This window comes from Shewanella avicenniae, from assembly GCF_017354945.1.
GTDB lineage: Bacteria > Pseudomonadota > Gammaproteobacteria > Enterobacterales > Shewanellaceae > Shewanella > Shewanella avicenniae.
The window spans coordinates 3,990,116-4,009,900 of the sequence record NZ_CP071503.1 but is presented as its reverse complement, the minus strand read 5'-3'; the positions used below and the strand labels follow the sequence as shown (position 1 = coordinate 4,009,900).

Sequence of the window (19,785 nt, the reverse complement as noted above, 5' to 3'; positions counted from 1 at the left end):
GTTTAACGCGAAGATTGCTGCTCGGCGATCTTCGCCATCGCTTGCCTACGATATTGCAGCAAGGCAAACACGCCAAACACAAAGGCTTGCAGATAATCCTTGCCCTTGAGTGGCAAAAGACTGTTGAACACCGAATAAAACATTAAGGTTTGCAGCAGGTGCATCATCACAGTGACACCGAGCAGGATATTGAGGATCAGCGAAATATTGCCGCCAAACGGTAGCAGCAGATTGTAACCCATCAAACACCACGCCAGCAGGGTAAGCATTTTTCCAAAAGTAATCAGCATGATTCAGCCTCACGTTGCAGTTGATAGAGGCGATAACATACTTGTCCTGCCAATTTCTCTTTAAGCTGTACCCATCCTGCGGGTACGTTCAGTGCACCTAACTCGCTTTCGACTTCCACATAAATCAGCGCTAATTCGTTAAGCCAATTGTTTTTATCTAGTTGGTCAATGGTTTGTGTCGCCAAGCCTTTACGAAATGGCGGATCAATAAACACCAGATCAAAGTGACGGTCGGCGGGCAGACTCAGTGCGGCAATCACATCGCGATTTAGCACCTCGGCATGGTCGCACTTCAAGGTGGCCAGATTTTGCTGCAGTTGTTTTGCCGCCGTGGTTTGCAGTTCATAAATCCGAGCAAAATCGGCGTAGCGTGATAGCGCTTCTAATGCCAATGCGCCACTGCCGCCGAAACAGTCCAGTACTTGGCTACCGGCAATGTCAGCGCTCAACCAATTGAACAGGGTTTCGCGTACTCGGTCAGTGGTGGGGCGTAATCCGTCCAGATCATGGATGGGCAAGCGCCGCGAGCGCCACTGCCCCGCAATAATACGCACTTGACCGCTGCCTGGGCGATTTTTGGACATTTGACCCCCGTGATTTTGCCAGAACAAATAAAATGGTAGACTGTGCCGATTATTTTAACGCCGTCAAAATGCAGCAGTTTTTACTTACTGTGTCACGGTGCTAAAGCGAGCGCCGCTATTCTATAACAAACTCGCCAAAGAACGCGAAGCGCAAAGCGGCCAGCGCGCATGAATACACTGGGCAAGCCGCCCGATTTGCAGTTGACCTCAGCTCGACTGCCTGTTACCACCCATTACGATTGAGCATTGATAACGAATGGCTAAGAAAGGTTTTTTCTCCTGGTTCCGCAAAGATAAGCAAGCGCAGGAGCCTACTCCTGAAGCACAACCGCTTGAGCAGGCATCAACCGATGCCAGCATTGACAGCACTGTAAACGTTGACGCGAACGATGCAGTGCAGCTTGAAATAACACCCGTAGCAGAAACGGTTGTTGAAACCACGTCCGTGGCGGATTCTCTGCCAGAGCCAGAGCCAGAGCCAGAGCCAGAGCCAGAGCCAGAGCCAGAGCCAGAGCCAGAGCCAGAGCCAGAGCCAGAGCCAGAGCCAGAGCCAGAGCCAGAGCCAGAGCCAGAGCCAGAGCCAGAGCCAGAAGTTGCTGAAGTAGCGCCGGTAGTCCTTGCAGAGGCTGCTGCAGTAGAGTCAACTGTTGCAGAAGCAGAAGCAGAAGCAGAAGCAGAAGCAGAAGCAGAAGCAGAAGCAGAAGCAGAAGCAGAAGCAGAAGCAGAAGCAGAAGCAGAAGCAGAAGCAGAAGCAGAAGCAGAAGCAGAAGCAGAAGCAGAAGCAGAAGCAGAAGCAGAAGCAGAAGCAGAAGCAGAAGCAGAAGCAGAAGCAGAAGCAGAAGCAGAAGCAGAAGCAGAAGCAGAAGCAGAAGCAGAAGCGCAGCCAGAGCCGCAACAAAAACCAAAACGCGAAGGCCTGTTTGCCCGCCTAAAGCGTGGCTTGATGCGCACTAGCGAAAACATAGGCTCAGGCTTTATCGGGTTGTTCCGCGGTAAAAAGATTGATGATGACCTGTTTGAAGAGCTAGAAGAGCAACTGTTGATCGCCGATGTGGGCGTTGAAACCACCCGCAAACTGATCGACCGTTTGACCGAACATGCCAGTCGCAAACAACTGAAAGATGCTGAAGCTTTATATGACCTGATGCGTGATGAAATGCTGGCGATGATCGAGCCCGTCAGTGTGCCGCTCATTCCTGAAAACAGCGAAGGCCCATTCGTGTTGCTGATGGTTGGCGTTAACGGTGTGGGTAAAACCACCACTATTGGTAAACTGGCGAAGCAGTATCAACGCGAAGGTAAGAGCGTGATGTTGGCGGCGGGTGATACTTTCCGTGCGGCGGCGGTGGAACAGCTGCAAGTGTGGGGGCAACGTAACAATATTCCGGTAATTGCCCAGCATACTGGTGCAGACAGCGCCTCAGTTTTGTTCGATGCACTGCAAGCTGCCAAAGCGCGCGGTGTTGATGTGTTGATCGCCGATACGGCGGGGCGTCTGCAAAACAAATCGCACTTGATGGAAGAGCTGAAAAAAGTGGTGCGGGTGATGAAGAAACTCGACCCGAATGCACCGCATGAAGTGATGCTGACTTTGGATGCCAGCACTGGCCAAAACGCCATTAGCCAAGCACAACTGTTTAACGAAGCCGTGGGTGTAACAGGGATTACAATCAGTAAGTTAGATGGTACTGCCAAAGGCGGGGTGATCTTTGCGATTGCCGATAAATTTGGTATTCCTATTCGTCACATCGGCGTTGGAGAGCAGATTGATGATCTGCGTACCTTTGTCGCCAAAGACTTTATCGATGCCCTGTTCAGCCAGGAAAAAACGGACAGTTAATATGATTCGATTTGAGCAGGTCAGTAAAATCTATCCCGGTGGTCAGAAAGCGCTGACCGAGGTGAACTTCCATCTTCGCAAAGGCGAAATGGCATTTTTAACCGGTCACTCAGGCGCCGGGAAAAGTACCCTGCTCAAATTAATTACCGTGATTGAACGTGCTAGTGCCGGCCGCGTGTTTATCGGCGGTCATGACATTGCCGATATCAAGCGTGGCCATGTGCCGTACTTGCGCCGAGAAATCGGCATGATTTTCCAAAACCATCATCTGCTGATGGATCGCAGCGTATTCGACAACGTGGCGCTGCCGTTAGTGATTGAAGGGTTTACTCTCGGCGAAATCCGTAAACGGGTTGCCGCTGCACTGGACATGGTGGGTTTGTTCGGCAAAGAACGTCACAACCCGATTATGTTGTCTGGTGGTGAGCAACAACGGGTGGGGATTGCTCGCGCAATTGTGAACAAACCTGCGCTGCTGCTGGCGGATGAGCCCACCGGTAACCTCGACCCCAAATTGTCGATGGACATTCTGAGATTGTTCGAAACCTTTAATGATGCAGGCACTAGCGTGTTAATTGCGACCCATGATCTCGGGTTGATTGCGCGGATGAAGTATCGCACTCTGACTTTGCGTCAAGGTCGTATGATAGGTGGCGAATCTGATGTCGCCATGCCAGTGAACTGAGGGGCAATGCATGGCAACTAGCGCATCTTTAACCCGCAGTAAATTACCGATTTCTGGCCGCATTGTGATGTTCTTCATTCGCCATCTGCAGCATGCCATGGCATCGCTCGGCGAGTTGTGGCGCAGCCCTGTGTCATCGATTATGACCATGGCGGTGCTCGGTGTCAGTTTGAGCCTGCCCGCAGCATTACAAGTGATGGTGAAAAACGCCGAAACCATAACTCAGTCGTGGGATAGCGCCGCGCAAATCTCGCTGTTTATCGATGGCCCGCGTTCAGATAAAAGCATTCAAAGCTTGATCGCTCGGATTAAGGTGTACCCCGAAATCGACGATGTGCGCTTTATCTCGAAAGAGCAGGCATTAGATGAGTTTCGTAAGCTGTCAGGCTTTGGTGATGCGATTGATTACCTCGATGAAAACCCGCTGCCTGCCGTCGTCACTGTATTCCCCACCGAACGTTACTCTACGCCGCAAGGTGCGCGAGAACTCCTCGCCAAGTTGGAACATGAGCCAGAGGTCAGCTTTGGGCGACTTGATATTGAGTGGCTCGAACGACTGCAAGCATTGGTGCATGTGCTGGAGCGCACCGTGATTGCCATTGGTGCGCTGCTGGTGTTGGCGGTGGTGCTGATCATTGGTAACACCATTCGCCTCGCGATTATGAATCGCCGCAGCGAAATTGAAGTGATGAAGTTAGTGGGGGCGACTGAGGCTTTCATTCAGCGGCCGTTTCTCTATACCGGTATCTGGTATGGGGTTGTGGGTGGCATGTTGGCGTGGCTGATTATCAATATCTTAGTGTGGTATCTCGATGGTGCCTTAACCCATCTGTTGGGGCTTTATGGCAGTAATCTGCACCTGAAAGGTTTGTCATTCGCCGAGCTGCTCGACATGGTGTTGATTGCTTCATTCCTTGGTTGGTTGGGCTCATTTATTTCAGTGCGCCATCATCTGCGAGCGATTGAGCCGAGTTGATGCTTAATCGCATTTGGCTGAAGACTGCAGCACTCCATCAGTTGATGAATCTATGAACTAATGTTCACTTGAAATGTCTTACTGACGGGACGAAAATAGTGTCTGGGCAGTAGCGATGGTTGACATATCATGTCAATTCATTGATAGTGCCAAAACCCCGCGGAATTCTGCTGCGGGTTTGCGGTAAATGAAATGGGAGCGTGTATGACTGAACAAACGCAATCAATGGCTTTGATGGTTCCTCAGGGAAGCCATAGCCTCGAGGCCTATATTCATTCGGTAAACAACATCAAAATGTTGGAAGCCGAAGAAGAATATGCGCTGGCTAAGCGTTTGCAGGAAACAGGTGACCTGCAGGCAGCTAAGCAGCTCATTATGTCGCACCTTCGTTTTGTCGTGCACATTGCGCGTGGTTATTCAGGTTATGGATTGCCACAGGCCGACTTAATTCAAGAAGGCAATATCGGTTTGATGAAAGCGGTAAAACGCTTCGATCCAAATGTCGGCGTACGTTTGGTGTCTTTTGCGGTACATTGGATTAAAGCTGAAATTCACGAATACGTGTTGAAAAACTGGCGTATCGTGAAAGTGGCAACCACCAAAGCACAACGCAAACTGTTCTTTAATCTGCGTAAAGCAAAGCAGCGTCTTGGTTGGTTTAGCGACGAAGAAGTCTCCATGGTGGCTGAAAATCTTGGGGTATCCAAAGAGGATGTCACTGAGATGGAATCACGCATGGCCGCACAAGATGCCGCGTTTGATATGTCTAGCGACAGTGACGATGATGGCGACTTTGCACCGGCATTGTATCTTGAGGACCACTCGTCAGATGTTGCTGCACAAGTTGAACATGACAACTGGGAAGCCAACGCGCAATCCCGATTGTTATCAGCTATTAAAACCTTGGATGAACGCAGCCAACATATTCTGCGTGCGCGTTGGTTAGATGAAGATAACAAAATCACCCTGCAAGAGCTGGCCGATACCTATCAAGTATCTGCAGAGCGTATTCGTCAGTTAGAAAAGAACGCGATGAATAAACTCAAAGCCTGCATGGAAGCATAATGTCAACGCAGCATTAAATTGATAGAAAAACACCCGCACAATTGCGGGTGTTTTTGTTTTAGCGGGCTAACGCCATTACCGCGCTTATTGCTGCCGTGTAGGTGCACTGCCTGCGTCTTTAAACAAGGCGTCAATATCCACGGCATCAAAGCTGTAAAGGTTATTACAGAACTCACAGCCCATTTCCACTGCGCCTCGTTCGGCAATAATGTCATCCACTTCTGCTTTTGGCAGGGTGATGATGGCGGCGGCACTGCGCTCGCGAGAACAGGTACATTTAAAACTCACCGCAATCGGGTCAAACAAGCGCACTTGCTCTTGATGATACAAACGGTGCAGCACTTGCTCAGCGGGCAGACCGAACAATTCATCGGCGGTAATGGTGGCCGTTAACTGTTGCAGGTGGTCAAATTCACCGGTTTCAGTGGCTTCGCCCGGCAGTACTTGTAGCAACATTCCAGCTGCTTGTTTGCCATCGGCGAACAGCCAAATGCCGGTTGGCAACTGCTCTGATTGCGCAAAATAGCTTTCTAAACAGGCGGCGATAGAGTCTTTGTCCAGCGCCACTACACCTTGATAGCGATCGCCCTTCACTGGAGTGAGGGTAATGACCATGTAGCCGTTCGGAAACATGTCGCTCAGCGACGCATCGTCGGCAATCTCTTGGTTCCAACGGGCAACACCGCGCAATTGCTGCTGATTGTTACCGTTAATTACCGCCAACGATACTGGCCCCTGGCTTTGCAGTTGTACGCTGATATCACCGTTAAATTTCAACGTCGCGGTTAACAGTGAGGTGGCGGCCAACAGTTCACCCAGCAGCAGTTGCAAGCGCAGCGGATATTGGTGCGCCGTGACGATCTGTTGATAACATTGTTCAAGTTGTACTAATTCACCGCGTACATCGACATTGTCGAACAGATAGCGATAAAGCGAATCTTTAGTCATTTACGTCTCACATCAATAATCTTTAATTCGCAGCAACTGACGCCGCTGCTTCTTATCTGGTTTTCCATCGGGTGATGGGTTTTGCAGTATGTTCAGGCGTCGCGCCTCTGCATTGGCTTCGCGCTTGTTAATGCTCTCGGGCGTTTCCTCATAAAGCGACTGAGCGACCGTGGCACTTTGGCGAATACCGGAAATTTTTTTGATCACTATCTCTTTTTCGTCATATCCCTGACGTAATTTAATGCGCGCGCCGACTTCAGCTGTTTTACTGCACTTAGCACGTTGACCGTTGTAGTGCACCTTGCCAGCGTTGACCATCTCTTTCGCGAGTGCTCGGGTTTTATAAAAGCGAGCAGCCCAAAGCCATTTGTCGAGACGGACCGCTTCTTCGCTTTGGTGAGCTTGGTTCACCATGACGAAACTCCTGAATTAGTCAAAAGAGGCATAAGTTCACATAGTTGCGAAAAGCTTATGAACTTAAGCGTTTACGCAAGTCAAACAGTGGGGCACATCACACCCTTATTTAGCGCGCAAAGGTAGCATAATTGGCCAAATTTAGCCAATTGCAAACAGGTTATACACTTGTTGCCACTGCGTGTGATGGGGTAGCATGGCGCAGGTTTGTTTGTAAATTACTAAAATAACGATAATTGCCTGATTTCAGGCTGCAGGGAATATGGACTTACTCGATAAAGCGATTGCACAAGCCAGCAGAGTTCCAGCGCGGCAAGCCAGTAATCTGGTGTTTTGGCTGTTGTTGATTCTCGCCTTATATCTGGCAGCCCAAGTGACCTGGAAAGCCATTCCTGCGTCGCCTACCGCAACTCAGTGGCAACCCTCACCTGTGAGTGTGACTCAAGGCAGTGTGATAGATATTGCTACGATCAAGAATCTTGGCTTGTTTGGTAAAGCGGATGCTGCTGCAACGCAACGTGCCAATCAAGCGCCGGTGTTAATCACCGATGCACCTAAAACTTCACTGTCTATTCTGTTAACCGGTGTTGTCGCGTCTACCGCTGAACAGCGCGGTGTGGCGGTGATCCAATCTGCTGGTTCGCAAGAAACCTACGGCTTGGGTGACAAAATTAAAGGCACATCAGCATCGCTGAAAGAGGTCTATGCCGACCGCATCATCATCACCAACAACGGGCGTTACGAAACCCTGATGTTGGATGGTTTGGAATTTACCGCAGGTGAAGACGCCAATAGCCATCTGGCGCAAGCTAAGGCGGATGTGAGGGCGACACCAGAAGACGCTGCCGTCTTGCGTGATGAAGTGTTGGCCAATCCAGATAAGTTAAGTGACTACATTGCGGTATCACCTGTGCAGCAAGATGGCGAACTGGTGGGCTACCGACTCAATCCCGGCAAAAATGCGGCCGCATTTAGTACCGCCGGTTTCAAAGCCAATGATCTTGCCAAATCTATCAACGGTTACGATCTGACCGATGCATCTCAGGCATTAGAGGTTATGGGGCAATTAGCAGAGCTGACAGAGATTTCTGTCATGGTTGAACGTGAAGGTCAGCTCACTGAAATTTCACTCAGTTTGCCACAGTGACGCAGAATTTAGGGGAAGTTGCATAATGAACAACAAGCGCATTCGTTCCAAGCTGATAGCCGGTCTCGTGGCCTCGGCAGCAATGCTGGTCCAACAACCGCTTTGGGCTGAACAGTACGCCGCCAATTTTAAAGGCACAGAGATTCAGGAATTTATCAATATTGTTGGTAAAAACCTGAACAAGACCATCATCGTTGATCCAACCATTCGCGGCAAAATCAATGTGCGCAGCTATGACATGTTGAACGATGAGCAGTATTACCAGTTTTTCTTAAACGTACTGCAGGTCTATGGCTATGCCGTTGTTGAAATGGATAACAACGTCATCAAAGTGGTGAAAGATAAAGACGCCAAAGTAGCCAACATTCGCGTGGCTGATGACAGCACCCCAGGCCTTGGTGATGAAATGGTGACTCGTATTGTTGCCTTGTATAACACCGAAGCTAAGCAGCTCGCGCCGTTACTGCGTCAGTTGAACGATAACGCCGGTGGCGGCAACGTTGTTAACTACGATCCATCAAACGTGCTGATGATTACTGGCCGCGCAGCCGTAGTGAACAAACTGGTTGAGATCGTCAAGCAAGTCGATAAACAAGGCGATGTCGATGTCACCGTTGTGAAGCTGAACTATGCCTCAGCCGGTGAGATTGTGCGTATTGTTGATAACCTATACCGCAATAGCGCCAACCAACAACAGCTGCCGGGCCAAGCGCCAAAAGTGGTCGCCGATGAGCGTACTAACTCGGTCGTTGTCAGTGGTGACCCTCGTAGCCGTGAACGCGCTGTTGAGTTAATTAACCGTTTGGATGCCGAGCAAGCCAGCAGCGGCAACACCAAAGTGCGTTACCTGAAATACGCTAAAGCAAAAGATTTGGTTGAAGTATTAACCGGCTTTGCTAAGCAGTTAGAAGATAAAGCCAATGGCACGGCAACCGCCGGTGCTGCGGGTGGTTCAACGGCGAAACGTCGCAATGAAATCACCGTCATGGCCCATGAAGAAACCAACTCCTTGGTGTTGAATGCTGAGCCTGATCAGATGCGCACTCTGGAAGATGTGATTAACCAGCTGGATATTCGTCGCGCACAGGTCTTGGTGGAAGCCATCATCGTTGAAGTGGCCGAGGGTGACAGCATAGGTTTAGGCGTACAGATGGGCTCACTGTCTGGCGCGATGACACAGTTTAATAACGTGGGCTCAACCATCGGTGAAATTGGCGCCGGTGTGTGGAGTGCGCGTAGCGAAGATGGTAACTCGGTGACAACCATTGATAGCAATGGTAACCCAGTGACAACCACCAACCCGACAATTGATGGCGACGTGACTAACCTTGCTTCAGCATTAGGCAATGTCAGTGGTGCTGCTTTAGGCGTTGTGTCTGGTGACTTTGCCGCACTGCTGCAAGCGGTGGCAACCGATACCAACTCCAACGTATTGGCAACCCCTTCGATTACCACGCTGGATAACCAAGAAGCCTCATTTATTGTCGGTGACGAAGTGCCGGTTTTGACCGGTTCGCAAAACTCGCAAAACGGCAACAGCAACCCATTCCAAACCGTTGAACGCAAAGAAGTGGGTGTGAAGCTAAAAGTGGTACCACAGATCAACGAAGGTAACGCTGTTAAGCTGAACATCGAACAAGAAGTGTCGAACGTCAACGGCAACACCAGTGTTGACGTGACCTTTGCCACTCGCCGTTTGACCACCACTGTGATGGCTGACTCTGGCCAAATTGTGGTACTGGGCGGGTTGATCAACGAAGAAGTGCAAGAAAGCGTACAGAAGGTGCCATTGCTGGGCGATATTCCGGTGATTGGGCAACTGTTCCGCTCATCGAACAGCCGCAAGACCAAACGTAACCTGATGATTTTCATCCGCCCGACCATCGTGCGTGATGGGGTCACTATGGAAGGTATTGCCGGCCGTAAATACAACTACTTCCGCGCCTTGCAGCTGCAACAAGCTGAGCGTGGCGTGAATCTGATGCCTGATACCAATGTCCCTGTGCTGGACGAAATGGACCCTAACAACTTCTCGCCAGAAGTGAATGAAATTCTGGAACGCTATAAGCGTGGCGAAGGGGTAGGCACTAACAAGCAAGAAGGCAATGACTGACGCTATGAGTGAGCTTGAAACCAGCAATGAAGCCTTGGCTCAGGTTAGCGATGAGCTAGGTATCGCGACTGAGGTTGAAGCGGATGAACTGTACGCTGGCAATCGCGAGCGCTTGCCGTTTGCCTTTGCCCATCGTCATGGCGTATTAATTGCCGATGACGGCGAGGATCTGGCGCTGTTTTACACCGCACGCGCCGATATTAGCGCGCTGCTTGAAGCGAAACGCTACGCAGCGAAAGAGCTGAAGCTGATCAAAATTGAAGAAGCGCAGTTTGAAGCCAAATTAACTCAAACCTATCAAAGCAACTCTTCTGAAGCGCAACAGCTGATGGAAGATATCGGCAATGAGATGGACTTGTTCACCCTTGCTGAAGAGCTACCACAGACAGAAGATCTATTGGAAGGTGACGACGACGCGCCAATCATTCGCTTGATCAACGCCTTGTTGTCGGAAGCGATCAAAGAAGAAGCGTCAGATATCCATATCGAAACCTACGAGAAGCAACTCGTGGTGCGCTTCCGTGTCGATGGTGTACTGCGTGAAGTATTGAAACCAAATCGCAAGCTGTCGTCTTTGTTGGTGTCGCGGATCAAGGTAATGGCACGGCTTGATATCGCCGAAAAACGCGTTCCTCAAGATGGTCGTATTTCGCTGCGTATCGGTGGACGGGCGGTGGATGTGCGGGTATCGACCATGCCATCAAGCCACGGTGAACGGGTAGTATTGCGTCTGCTCGATAAAAACGCCGGTAACCTCGACTTAGTGCAGTTGGGGATGACCAAAGCGATTGAAGTGCAGTTTGAACAGTTGATCCGCAAACCCCACGGCATTATTTTGGTGACCGGTCCGACCGGTTCCGGGAAAAGTACCACGCTTTATGCGGGCCTAACCGATATTAACCACAAGGATATCAATATCCTGACGGTAGAAGATCCTATCGAATATGAAATCGAAGGGATTGGCCAAACTCAAGTGAACACCAAAGTGGACATGACCTTTGCCCGAGGCTTGCGCGCGATTTTGCGTCAAGACCCGGATGTGGTGATGATTGGTGAGATCCGTGACTTAGAAACCGCCCATATCGCGGTGCAAGCCTCGCTGACTGGCCACTTAGTATTGTCTACGCTGCACACCAATACCGCTTCGGGCGCAATTACCCGTCTGCAAGATATGGGGGTTGAACCATTCCTCGTTTCTTCAAGTTTGCTGGGCGTGTTGGCGCAGCGTTTAGTGCGCACCTTGTGCGATGACTGTAAAGAAGCGCATGAACCAAGTAAGCAGGAATGCCAGCTGCTGGGTGTGGACAAGAAAGACCGAGATGATGTGAAGATCTACCGGGCAGTTGGCTGTAAAAAATGCGGTCACAACGGTTATCGCGGTCGTACTGGGATCCACGAACTGCTGTTGGTGGATGAAAAAGTGCGTGAGCTGATCCACAGTGGTAAAGGTGAATTAGCGATCGAGAAATATATGCGTGGCATTTCGCCAAGTATCCGCCACGACGGCATGCAAAAAGTGTTGGCCGGTGTGACGACGCTCGAAGAGGTATTGCGGGTCACCCGCGAGGAGTAATTCATGGCAGCATTTGACTATAAAGCCCTCAACAGTGCGGGCAAACAGGTCAAAGGGGTCATCGAAGCTGATACTCCACGGCATGCGCGTAGCCAGTTGCGCGAGCAACGGCTGATCCCGCTCGACATCAAACAAGTGACCGAGAAAGAGAAAAAAGCCGCATCGGCCAATTTCTTCACTCGCCGTCGCCGTATCTCGGTCGCCGAGTTAGCGCTGATCACTCGTCAGTTGGCGACCTTGATTGCCTCAGGTTTGCCGGTTGAAGAAGCGTTAAAAGCGGTTGGCCAGCAGTGCGAAAAAGATCGGCTGGCTTCTATGGTGATGGCGGTACGTTCACGGGTTGTTGAAGGTTACTCATTGGCTGACTCGATGGCCGAATTTCCGCATGTGTTTGATGATTTATACCGCGCCATGGTGGCGTCGGGAGAAAAATCAGGTCACTTGGAAGTGGTGCTCAATCGTCTCGCCGATTACACCGAGCGGCGCCAACAGCTGAAAAGTAAATTGATGCAGGCAATGATCTACCCAACGGTGCTGACCTTGGTTGCCATCGGGGTTGTATCTGTGTTGCTCACCGCGGTGGTGCCAAAAGTGGTCAGTCAGTTCCAACATATGGGACAGGAGCTGCCGGGCACAACACTGGCGCTGATTAGTGTTTCTGAATTTCTACAAAACTACGGCCTATTTGTGGTGGCGGCCATCGTGCTCTTTGCGGTGGTGTTTCAACGGCTGCTGGCGCGGCCAGAATTCCTGATGAAATATCATACCTTCCTGCTGAAAGTGCCTGTGGTTGGTCGCGTGAGTCGTGGTCTTAACACAGCGCGGTTTGCCCGTACCTTGAGTATTCTTTCGGCCAGCTCGGTGCCATTGCTTGAAGGGATGCGAATCGCCAGTGAAGTGATGCTGAATGTTAAAGTGCGTGACGCGGTGGCCGAAGCAACGGCTCGCGTGCGTGAAGGAACCAGTCTTGGGGCGGCGCTGACCAACACCAAGCTGTTTCCACCTATGATGCTGTATATGATCGCCTCTGGCGAAAAGAGTGGTGAGTTGGAGCAGATGCTAGAGCGAGCAGCTGATAACCAAGACCGCGAATTTGAATCTCACGTGAATTTAGCGCTCGGGGTATTTGAGCCAGCATTGGTGGTCAGTATGGCGGTGGTTGTACTGTTTATCGTGATGGCAATTTTGCAGCCTATTCTGGCGCTCAACAATATGGTCAGTGGCTAAGGGCATTCGTGCCACTGACGTTTTTTGGAGGAAGTCAATGCAACGCAATAACAGACAACAAGGTTTTACCCTGCTGGAAATCATGGTGGTGATCGTGATTTTGGGTATGTTGGCCGCACTGGTCGTGCCTAACATTATGGGTAACAAAGAGAAAGCCGATCAACAAAAAGCGGTTTCCGATATCGTGTCGCTGGAAAACCAGCTCGACATGTACAAGTTGGACAACAGCAAATACCCAACCACAGAACAAGGGTTGGATGCATTAGTGCAAAAGCCGACCTCTTCACCTGAGCCACGTAACTACCGTGATGGCGGTTACATCAAGCGTTTACCACAAGATCCGTGGGGCAATGAGTACCTGATGTTAAGCCCTGGTGAGCACGGCAAGATTGACGTCTTCACTGCTGGCCCAGATGGCCAAGCAGGCACCGAAGATGACATTGGCAACTGGAACCTGCAGAACTTCCAGTAATGAAAAAGGCTCAGCGGCAGCAAGGCTTTACCCTGCTGGAAGTGATGCTGGTCGTGCTGCTGATGGGATTGATGGCAGCTGCCGTCACGCTTTCTATCGGCAGCGGCGGTCAGCAACAAGTACTGAACCGCGAAGCACAACGTTTTATGGCAACCACCGAAGCACTGCAGGATGAAGCGGTGTTAAGTGGCGGCTTCTTTGGCATTGTGGTGGAAGAGCAAAAGTACCACTACGTGATGCTGAAAGAGGGCAAGTGGCGCCCTATCGAACAGGACAACCTGTTGTCGGAGCGACAACTGCCAGCGGGCATTGTCACCGACTTAGAAGTGGAAGGGTTACCGCTTGAGCAAGATGAACAGCAGCAATCATGGTTTGGTGAACCCTTTATCGAGGCCGATGCTGCCGAGCGCAAGAAGTTTCCTGAGCCGCAAATTATGCTGCTGCCGAGTGGAGAGATGACCGGTTTTAAACTGCGTTTTATCGCCGCAGGCGATGAAGGTTTACCGCTGGAAAAACTGGTGAGCGGTAACAGCCTTGGGCGCATGGTGCTGGGGGAATTTGATGAACTCAGTTAAGGGTATGACTCTGCTCGAAGTCATGGTAGCAATGGCAATTTTTGCCGTGGCTGCGGTGGCCATTACCAAAAGTCTCGGGGATCAGATGGCCAATATGCCGATCCTTGAGGAGCGCACCATTGCCCAATGGGTGGCGGATAACCAAATGGTCGATGCACGCCTTACTGGACAATTTCCACCGCTGGGCAGTAACACCGGCGAAGAAGAGATGGCCGGAAAAACCTGGTATTGGAAGCGTGAGGTGGTCAAAACCACCGATGATAATTTCCGCATGATCCGTATCAGTGTGAGTGATAGCGACAAATTTAAGCGTGTGATTACCAAGGTAAGCAGTTATGTCTTCAAGCAGGAATAGTGGTTTCACACTGCTGGAGATGTTAGTCGCCATCGGCATCTTCGCCATGTTGGGGCTGGCGGCCAACGCCGTGCTGCAAACTGTGATTAAAGATGATGAAGTGACCCAAGACTTTGCGCAGCAGTTAAAAAATCTGCAGCAGGGCTTTGGGGCAATTGAGCGAGATATTGGTCAGATGGTGGCGCGCAAGCCGCGAACTGCACAGGGTGGCAGGGCAACAACCGTCATCCAATCTGGTAAAGAGATGTTGGATTCAGAGTCAGAAGCGATTGTGTTCTTTCGCCTTGGCTGGCTCAATCCGGGCGGCATATTGCCACGTGGAAGTCTGCAAAGCGTGGCGTACGTGGTGAAAGAAGGCCAACTGCAGCGCTGGTTTTATCCCTATCCCGAGCCAGAGCAAGGTGCCGAGCCAATTAAAACTGTGCTGATGGACAAAGTGTTGTCGGTGAAATATGCCTTCAATATTGACGGTAAATGGCAGCAAGGTGGTTCATACGACAAGTTGCCTGACGCGGTGTCCATTGAAGTTGAGCTGCAAGATCGTGGTGTGATCATGCGTAAGTTCCTGTTGCCAAGAGGCGCGGCGACGGTCACCACCGAAGAGCAGCAAGGGCCAAACACTGATGACACGGCTACTGAAAAAGCGGACCAGCCTGAGAGCGACGGCGGCGATGAAGAACGCCGTAGTCCAGAGGATTAATGATGCGTAGCAAGCAACGCGGTGTCGCGCTCATCATGGTTTTGCTGATTGTGGCCATTATTGCGGTGCTGGCCACGACAATTAGCGGCCGTAATCAGCTGTCGGTGCGACGCACAATCAATCTGGCGATGTACGACCAAGCCTATTGGTATGCACTCTCGGCAGAAGAGTTAGCCCGTAAAGTGTTAAAGCAAGATTTGGACGACTCCGAAGGGCGGGTGCATCTGCAGCAATATTGGGCGTTAGCTAACGTGGTATTGCCAGCCGAGTCAGGCCAGATTGGCGGGCAGTTATCGGATCTGCGCAGCTGTTTTAATCTAAATGCCTTGGCGCAAGATGGGCCTAAGCCCCAAAACGGCCAAGCAGAAACAATGTCGTTGGCGGGGCGCCAATTTGCCGCGCTGCTCGAATCGCTAGGCGTGGATGATTTTTCTGCCGAGCAGCTGGTTTATCGCATAAAAGATTATCTTGATGAAGACAGTGATGTAAGTTCACTCGGGGCAGAAGACGCAGAATATGAGTCGCGCAAAGTGCCATATCGCGCAGCCAATACGTTAATGAATGACCGCAGTGAATTGCGGGCGGTGTTAGGGGTTCCCAAAGAGCTGTATCAGCAGTTACAGCCCTATATTTGTGTCATCCCCGGTAACAATTCGCAGGTACTGAATGTCAATACCGTCAAGCCTGAGCAAGCGGCGTTATTGGCGGCGATGTTACTCAACAAGGTGTCGGTGAATGAAGCCGAAAACATTATTGAGCAGCGTAGTGCCAACGGTTACGACAAGATAGAAGATTTTTGGGAGCAAGGCTCACTGACGACAATCGCTCAGCAAGATGATCAACTGAAATCTAGCATGTCGATTAACAGTAAGTTTTTTAAGCTCGAAGCTGCGGCGCAAGTTGACGATGCGCTGTTCCGCTTAGACAGCGTGTTGCACGTGATTGGTGGCAACAAGTTGGAAGTGTTAACCCGTCAGTATGGCGGACAAGATTAACCCACGGCGCGGTTTTAGATTAAAGCCGCTGGAGAGACACAGTGAGTGAACGCTTATTTATCCGTTTGGGCAGCAACAGCAGCGAACCCTGCAGTTGGCTGGTGTGGTCCGAACAGGAACAGGAGATCATTGCTTCTGGTGAACTGGCAGATGCAAGCGCTCTGCAGACGCTGAGTGAACGCGCTGGAAATCGTCCGGTTGACGTGTTGGTGCCCAGCGATGTGGTGCGCTTAACACAGGTTAATCTGCCTGAAAAAGGTCAGCGCCAAGCATTGAAAGCGCTGCCATTTTTGCTGGAAGAATCGTTAGCGCAGAACATTGATGAGCTGCATTTTGTGCCGGGTGCCCGCGAAGGTGACGTACTGAATGTGGCCATTGTGGCGCATGAACAGCTGGATCAATGGTTGGCTTGGCTAACGGATGCCGGTTTAACTGCGCGCAAATTAGTGCCTGATTGTTTGGCCGTGCCTTTGGCGGGTTGCCAATGGGGCTTACTGCAGGTTGGAGAGCAGTATCTGCTGCGCACTGGTGAAGGCAGCGGTATTGCTGTGGGTAAAGATTGGCTGGCGCTGATGTTGCCTGAGTTATTGAGCTCCGTGGAAGGTAAGCCGAGTGTGGCCTGCTACACCGAATTTACCGATGAGCAGCTCGATTGCCAGCTGCAGCCGTTAGATTTGCCAATGCTGGTATTGGCCAAAGGCCATCTGCAATCTTCGCTGAACTTGTTAACCGGCCAATACAAGCCGCGCAAACAATATAACGGCCAGTTGCAACCGTGGAAAAAGGTTGCAGCAATCGCGGTGGTGGCATTGTTGTTAGGCTTAGCCAACAAAGGATTGGGCATCTATCGCTACAACAGTGAAGCCGCCGATCTGAAAGCCCAAAGTGAAGCCATCTATCGTCAAGTTGCCGGTAACAGCCGTATCGTCAATCTGCGTTCTCAGCTGGATAGCAGTTTGCGTGCATTGCAGGGCAGTGGTAGCGGTGCCGAGCTGTTCAACATGCTGCAACAGCTGGAGCAACCGTTTAAGCAGGTGCCTGAATTAGCGCCTGAATCTCTGCGGTTTGATGGCAGTCGTGGAGAACTGCGGATGCAGGTGTCAGCCAAGTCCTACGAACAGATTGATAAATTCCGTCAACTCGCTGCAGCCAATTTTACGATTGATGCAGGGGCGATGAACAACAATGATGGTGCCGTGACCAGTACGCTGACCTTGAGGAGTAAGTAACATGGAAAATTTGCGTCACTGGTGGGGGAACTTAGCACAGCGTGAGCAGCAGTTAGTGGCAGTGATGGGCGTTGTGGTGGCCGTTTGTATTCTGTACTGGGGGATTTGGACGCCAGTCAGTAATGCCGAACAACAGGCGCTGCTGCAGCGCGATGCCCAAGCCAATATGCTGAGTTACGTGAAGCAAACCGCCAGCAAAATTGCGGCACTGAAAAAATCGGGTGCCAATGCGCGCGCAACGAACTCCGGCAGTTTAAGTACCTTGGTAACCCAAAGTGCGGGTCGTTTTGGCCTCACCATCACTCGCATGCAGCCGCAAGGCAATAAAATTCAAGTATGGATGGATGATGTGCCCTTTGAAGCGCTGCTGTCGTGCCTCGATGATTTAGTGCAGCAGCAAGGGTTATCGCTCGACAATCTGGATGTGGCCGTAAGTGATGCGCCGGGCATGGTGCAGGTTCGCCGCATCCAATTCTCTCAGTCTTAAGGTGTGATTTTGAAGATATTTGCCAAGGTCGTTATCGCAGTTTTGCTCTATCTGGTGTTTTTGCTGGTGTTGTTGCCCGCACGAGTGGTGGTGGCATTGGCGCCATTGCCCCAAGGTGTGGCGATTTCGGGGGTGAGTGGCAGTGTTTGGCAAGGCCGCGCTGACACTGTGGTTGCGGATGGTCGACAATTCGATCAGTTGCAATGGCAGTTAAGCCCATGGGGATTGCTGTCTGGCCGCGCCAATGTTGACTTTCAACTGGGTAATGCCAGCGCTGAGGTTAGCGGCAAAGGTGCGCTCAGTATTGGTAGCAGTGATATCAAGGTCAGCGGGTTAAAAATGGATGCGCCGGTGTCATTTTTGGTGGGCAAGCAGCGCTTACCTTTTAAAACCGTTGCCCGTGGTGATGTCAGTGTGTTTGTGCAACAGTTTGTGCAAGGTTCACCTTGGTGTGAGCAGCTTGAGGGCAAAGCCTTTCTCAACAGTATCGGTATTACCAATCAGTTTGGGCAGTATCCGTTAGGCGATATTGAGCTGTCGTTGCAGTGCGTCAACGGTCAAATCCAGTTAGCCACTGATGATGAAAAGAACAAGCTGGGCATTGCGGGCACGTTGCAGTTGCAAGATCAGATGCGTTACCAACTCAATGGCCGAATGAAGCTCACTGCCGAGCAACCTGCGGATCTGCAAAAAGCCTTACCTCTGCTTGGAAAAGCCGATAATAACGGCTTCTACCCACTGAAATTTAGCGGCAAACTCTAACGGCCCGCATCTGCCTTGCTGCTGGTTAATTCCGGTAGCAAGGTTAAGTAATCCGCTGTCGCGGCAAATTGTTCAAACTGCTTATGTGGGCGCTGGCTGTCGGGATTATTCACACCAAGTAAATAGCCAACGCCTGCTTGTTTGGCGGCCTGCAAAATATGTTCGTTGTCGTCCACAAACAAACAATGTTGCGGCTGTAGCTGATACAACTCAAATACTTGCTCCCAAAAATGCGCTGATTCTTTCGGTACCCCAAGTTGATGGCTCGATAAAATCGCATCAAGATGAGATGCCAACGGCGTATGCTCCAGTTTTAACGCTAAACCCAACGGGTGGGCATTGGTCAACAGGATGCGCTTTTTGCCTTGTTCAGCCAGTGCATCAAGAAAGGGAATGGTGTCATCTCGCAGCTTGATTTTATCGCTGATACTGCGGTGCATGCCCATAATATCCAGCTGCAACTCCTGCGCCCAATAATCTAAGCAGTACCAGTTCAGCGTGCCTTCGACTTGTTCATAGGCGTCACGCACCATGTTCATCGCGGCGCTGGTACTGATGTTGCGCAGGCGGCTTAATGTCTCGGGCACCAACGTTAGCCAGAAATGATTATCAAAGTGCAAATCCAACAAGGTGCCATCCATATCGAGTAACACGGTGTCAATTTGTGCCCAGGGAAACATCCTTACCTCTGTCATTTCTTGGTGGTTGGTATAACATTGTAGCCTTAGTCACATTTTTCAGCTTGCATATTCGAGGGAGCAATGAATAAGCGGCAACAAAAACCTGATATTTTGCATCGCGAAATCGTTGCTAAGAGCCGGTTATTTCAGATTGAGCAAGTGCATCTGCGCTTTGCCAATCAGCAAGAGCGGGTATATGAGCGGATGAAAGGCAACAACCGTGGTGCTGTGATGGTTGTGCCAGTGCACGGTGCGCATTTGTTGCTCGGTAGTGAATATGCAGCAGGGACTGACAATTACGAACTCGGCTTTCCCAAGGGGCTAATTGATCCCGGTGAAACTGCCTTGGAAGCCGCAAATCGTGAGTTACAGGAAGAGATTGGCTTTGCCAGTCGTAAGCTGACCCATCTGAAAGAGCTAAGCTTAGCGCCGGGTTACTTTGCTTCTAAGATGCAGATTTTTCTGGCGGAAGATCTGTTCGAAAGCCAGCTTGAAGGTGATGAACCTGAGCCGATTCAAATGGTGCAATGGGAATTAAGCCGTTGGCAAGAGCTGCTGGTTGAGCCGGATTTTTCCGAATCACGTAGTGTCAGCGCCTTGTTTTTAGCCATTAAACAACTCAAACTTAACGAGTAAGTAGTTAAGGTTTGCTGTAGACCCCTTATTCG

At 50.8% G+C, this 19,785-nt stretch carries 22 protein-coding genes; 17 read left to right on the top strand and 5 right to left on the bottom strand.

Going from position 1 to position 19,785, the window contains the following annotated elements:
* Positions 1-2 precede the first annotated feature (2 nt).
* Both JYB87_RS17745 and rsmD read right to left on the bottom strand, forming a co-directional pair.
* On the bottom strand, positions 3-290 hold the full coding sequence (locus JYB87_RS17745; RefSeq protein WP_207354745.1) for a DUF1145 domain-containing protein: 288 nt from the start codon (positions 288-290) through the stop codon (positions 3-5).
* A complete protein-coding gene (rsmD, locus tag JYB87_RS17740; protein ID WP_207354744.1) occupies positions 284-874 on the bottom strand; it encodes a 16S rRNA (guanine(966)-N(2))-methyltransferase RsmD in 591 nt (196 codons plus the stop codon). Before rsmD ends, JYB87_RS17745 begins: the two co-directional genes overlap by 7 nt.
* Before the next feature lie 256 nt (positions 875-1,130).
* On the opposite strand from rsmD, the gene ftsY reads away from it, so the two are divergent.
* From ftsY to rpoH, 4 genes are all read left to right on the top strand, one after another.
* Positions 1,131-2,714: a signal recognition particle-docking protein FtsY gene (gene ftsY, locus JYB87_RS17735; RefSeq protein ID WP_207354743.1), complete on the top strand. Its 1,584-nt coding sequence runs from the start codon at positions 1,131-1,133 to the stop codon at positions 2,712-2,714.
* A 1-nt stretch (position 2,715) separates the two neighbouring features.
* Positions 2,716-3,399, top strand: coding sequence for a cell division ATP-binding protein FtsE (gene ftsE, locus JYB87_RS17730; RefSeq protein WP_207354742.1), 684 nt, complete (start codon positions 2,716-2,718; stop codon positions 3,397-3,399).
* Between the two features lie 10 nt (positions 3,400-3,409).
* Entirely contained in the window at positions 3,410-4,375 is a 966-nt protein-coding gene (ftsX, locus tag JYB87_RS17725) for a permease-like cell division protein FtsX (RefSeq protein WP_207354741.1), read from the top strand.
* A gap of 204 nt (positions 4,376-4,579) precedes the next feature.
* The gene (gene rpoH, locus JYB87_RS17720; RefSeq protein ID WP_207354740.1) at positions 4,580-5,440 is read left to right on the top strand and encodes an RNA polymerase sigma factor RpoH; all 861 of its coding nucleotides are present in this window, start codon (positions 4,580-4,582) and stop codon (positions 5,438-5,440) included.
* 84 nt (positions 5,441-5,524) lie between these two features.
* Here rpoH and hslO read toward each other — a convergent pair whose 3' ends face one another.
* The gene (gene hslO / locus JYB87_RS17715; protein WP_207354739.1) at positions 5,525-6,388 is read right to left on the bottom strand and encodes an Hsp33 family molecular chaperone HslO; all 864 of its coding nucleotides are present in this window, start codon (positions 6,386-6,388) and stop codon (positions 5,525-5,527) included.
* Positions 6,389-6,400: 12 nt separating this feature from the next.
* Positions 6,401-6,802, bottom strand: coding sequence for a ribosome-associated heat shock protein Hsp15 (gene hslR / locus JYB87_RS17710; RefSeq protein WP_207354738.1), 402 nt, complete (start codon positions 6,800-6,802; stop codon positions 6,401-6,403).
* A gap of 262 nt (positions 6,803-7,064) precedes the next feature.
* Between hslR and gspC the strand changes: the two genes are divergently transcribed.
* Genes gspC through JYB87_RS17650 form a run of 12 tightly spaced genes read left to right on the top strand, consistent with a single transcriptional unit; the run spans position 7,065 to position 18,437 of the window.
* The gene (gene gspC, locus JYB87_RS17705) at positions 7,065-7,949 is read left to right on the top strand and encodes a type II secretion system protein GspC (RefSeq protein ID WP_207354737.1); all 885 of its coding nucleotides are present in this window, start codon (positions 7,065-7,067) and stop codon (positions 7,947-7,949) included.
* Positions 7,950-7,974: 25 nt separating this feature from the next.
* The gene (gene gspD, locus JYB87_RS17700; protein WP_207354736.1) at positions 7,975-10,062 is read left to right on the top strand and encodes a type II secretion system secretin GspD; all 2,088 of its coding nucleotides are present in this window, start codon (positions 7,975-7,977) and stop codon (positions 10,060-10,062) included.
* Positions 10,063-10,066: 4 nt separating this feature from the next.
* A complete protein-coding gene (gene gspE / locus JYB87_RS17695) occupies positions 10,067-11,635 on the top strand; it encodes a type II secretion system ATPase GspE (RefSeq protein ID WP_207356759.1) in 1,569 nt (522 codons plus the stop codon).
* Positions 11,636-11,638: 3 nt separating this feature from the next.
* A complete protein-coding gene (gene gspF, locus JYB87_RS17690) occupies positions 11,639-12,862 on the top strand; it encodes a type II secretion system inner membrane protein GspF (protein WP_207354735.1) in 1,224 nt (407 codons plus the stop codon).
* A gap of 37 nt (positions 12,863-12,899) precedes the next feature.
* A complete protein-coding gene (gene gspG, locus JYB87_RS17685) occupies positions 12,900-13,334 on the top strand; it encodes a type II secretion system major pseudopilin GspG (protein WP_207354734.1) in 435 nt (144 codons plus the stop codon).
* On the top strand, positions 13,334-13,909 hold the full coding sequence (gene gspH, locus JYB87_RS17680) for a type II secretion system minor pseudopilin GspH (protein WP_207354733.1): 576 nt from the start codon (positions 13,334-13,336) through the stop codon (positions 13,907-13,909). The genes gspG and gspH overlap by 1 nt, the downstream gene beginning before the upstream one ends.
* On the top strand, positions 13,896-14,264 hold the full coding sequence (gspI, locus tag JYB87_RS17675; protein ID WP_207354732.1) for a type II secretion system minor pseudopilin GspI: 369 nt from the start codon (positions 13,896-13,898) through the stop codon (positions 14,262-14,264). Before gspH ends, gspI begins: the two co-directional genes overlap by 14 nt.
* Positions 14,245-14,964, top strand: a complete 720-nt coding sequence (gspJ, locus tag JYB87_RS17670; protein WP_207354731.1) for a type II secretion system minor pseudopilin GspJ — start codon at positions 14,245-14,247, stop codon at positions 14,962-14,964. The genes gspI and gspJ overlap by 20 nt, the downstream gene beginning before the upstream one ends.
* Positions 14,965-14,966: 2 nt before the next feature.
* A complete protein-coding gene (gene gspK, locus JYB87_RS17665; RefSeq protein WP_407695855.1) occupies positions 14,967-15,959 on the top strand; it encodes a type II secretion system minor pseudopilin GspK in 993 nt (330 codons plus the stop codon).
* Positions 15,960-16,000: 41 nt separating this feature from the next.
* Complete coding sequence (gene gspL, locus JYB87_RS17660; RefSeq protein WP_207354729.1) at positions 16,001-17,188, top strand: type II secretion system protein GspL; 1,188 nt, start codon at positions 16,001-16,003, stop codon at positions 17,186-17,188.
* Position 17,189: 1 nt separating this feature from the next.
* Positions 17,190-17,675: a type II secretion system protein M gene (locus tag JYB87_RS17655; protein WP_207354728.1), complete on the top strand. Its 486-nt coding sequence runs from the start codon at positions 17,190-17,192 to the stop codon at positions 17,673-17,675.
* Between the two features lie 3 nt (positions 17,676-17,678).
* Positions 17,679-18,437: a type II secretion system protein N gene (locus JYB87_RS17650; protein WP_228729904.1), complete on the top strand. Its 759-nt coding sequence runs from the start codon at positions 17,679-17,681 to the stop codon at positions 18,435-18,437.
* Here the strand turns inward: JYB87_RS17650 and yrfG are convergent.
* Positions 18,434-19,117 carry a GMP/IMP nucleotidase gene (yrfG, locus tag JYB87_RS17645; protein ID WP_207354726.1) on the bottom strand — a complete coding sequence of 228 codons (684 nt, stop codon included), beginning with the start codon at positions 19,115-19,117 and terminating at the stop codon, positions 18,434-18,436. The genes JYB87_RS17650 and yrfG overlap by 4 nt on opposite strands.
* Before the next feature lie 81 nt (positions 19,118-19,198).
* On the opposite strand from yrfG, the gene nudE reads away from it, so the two are divergent.
* Positions 19,199-19,753 (top strand): ADP compounds hydrolase NudE, encoded by a 555-nt coding sequence (gene nudE, locus JYB87_RS17640; RefSeq protein ID WP_207354725.1) that lies wholly within the window; start codon positions 19,199-19,201, stop codon positions 19,751-19,753.
* The last annotated feature ends 32 nt before the right edge of the window (positions 19,754-19,785 follow it).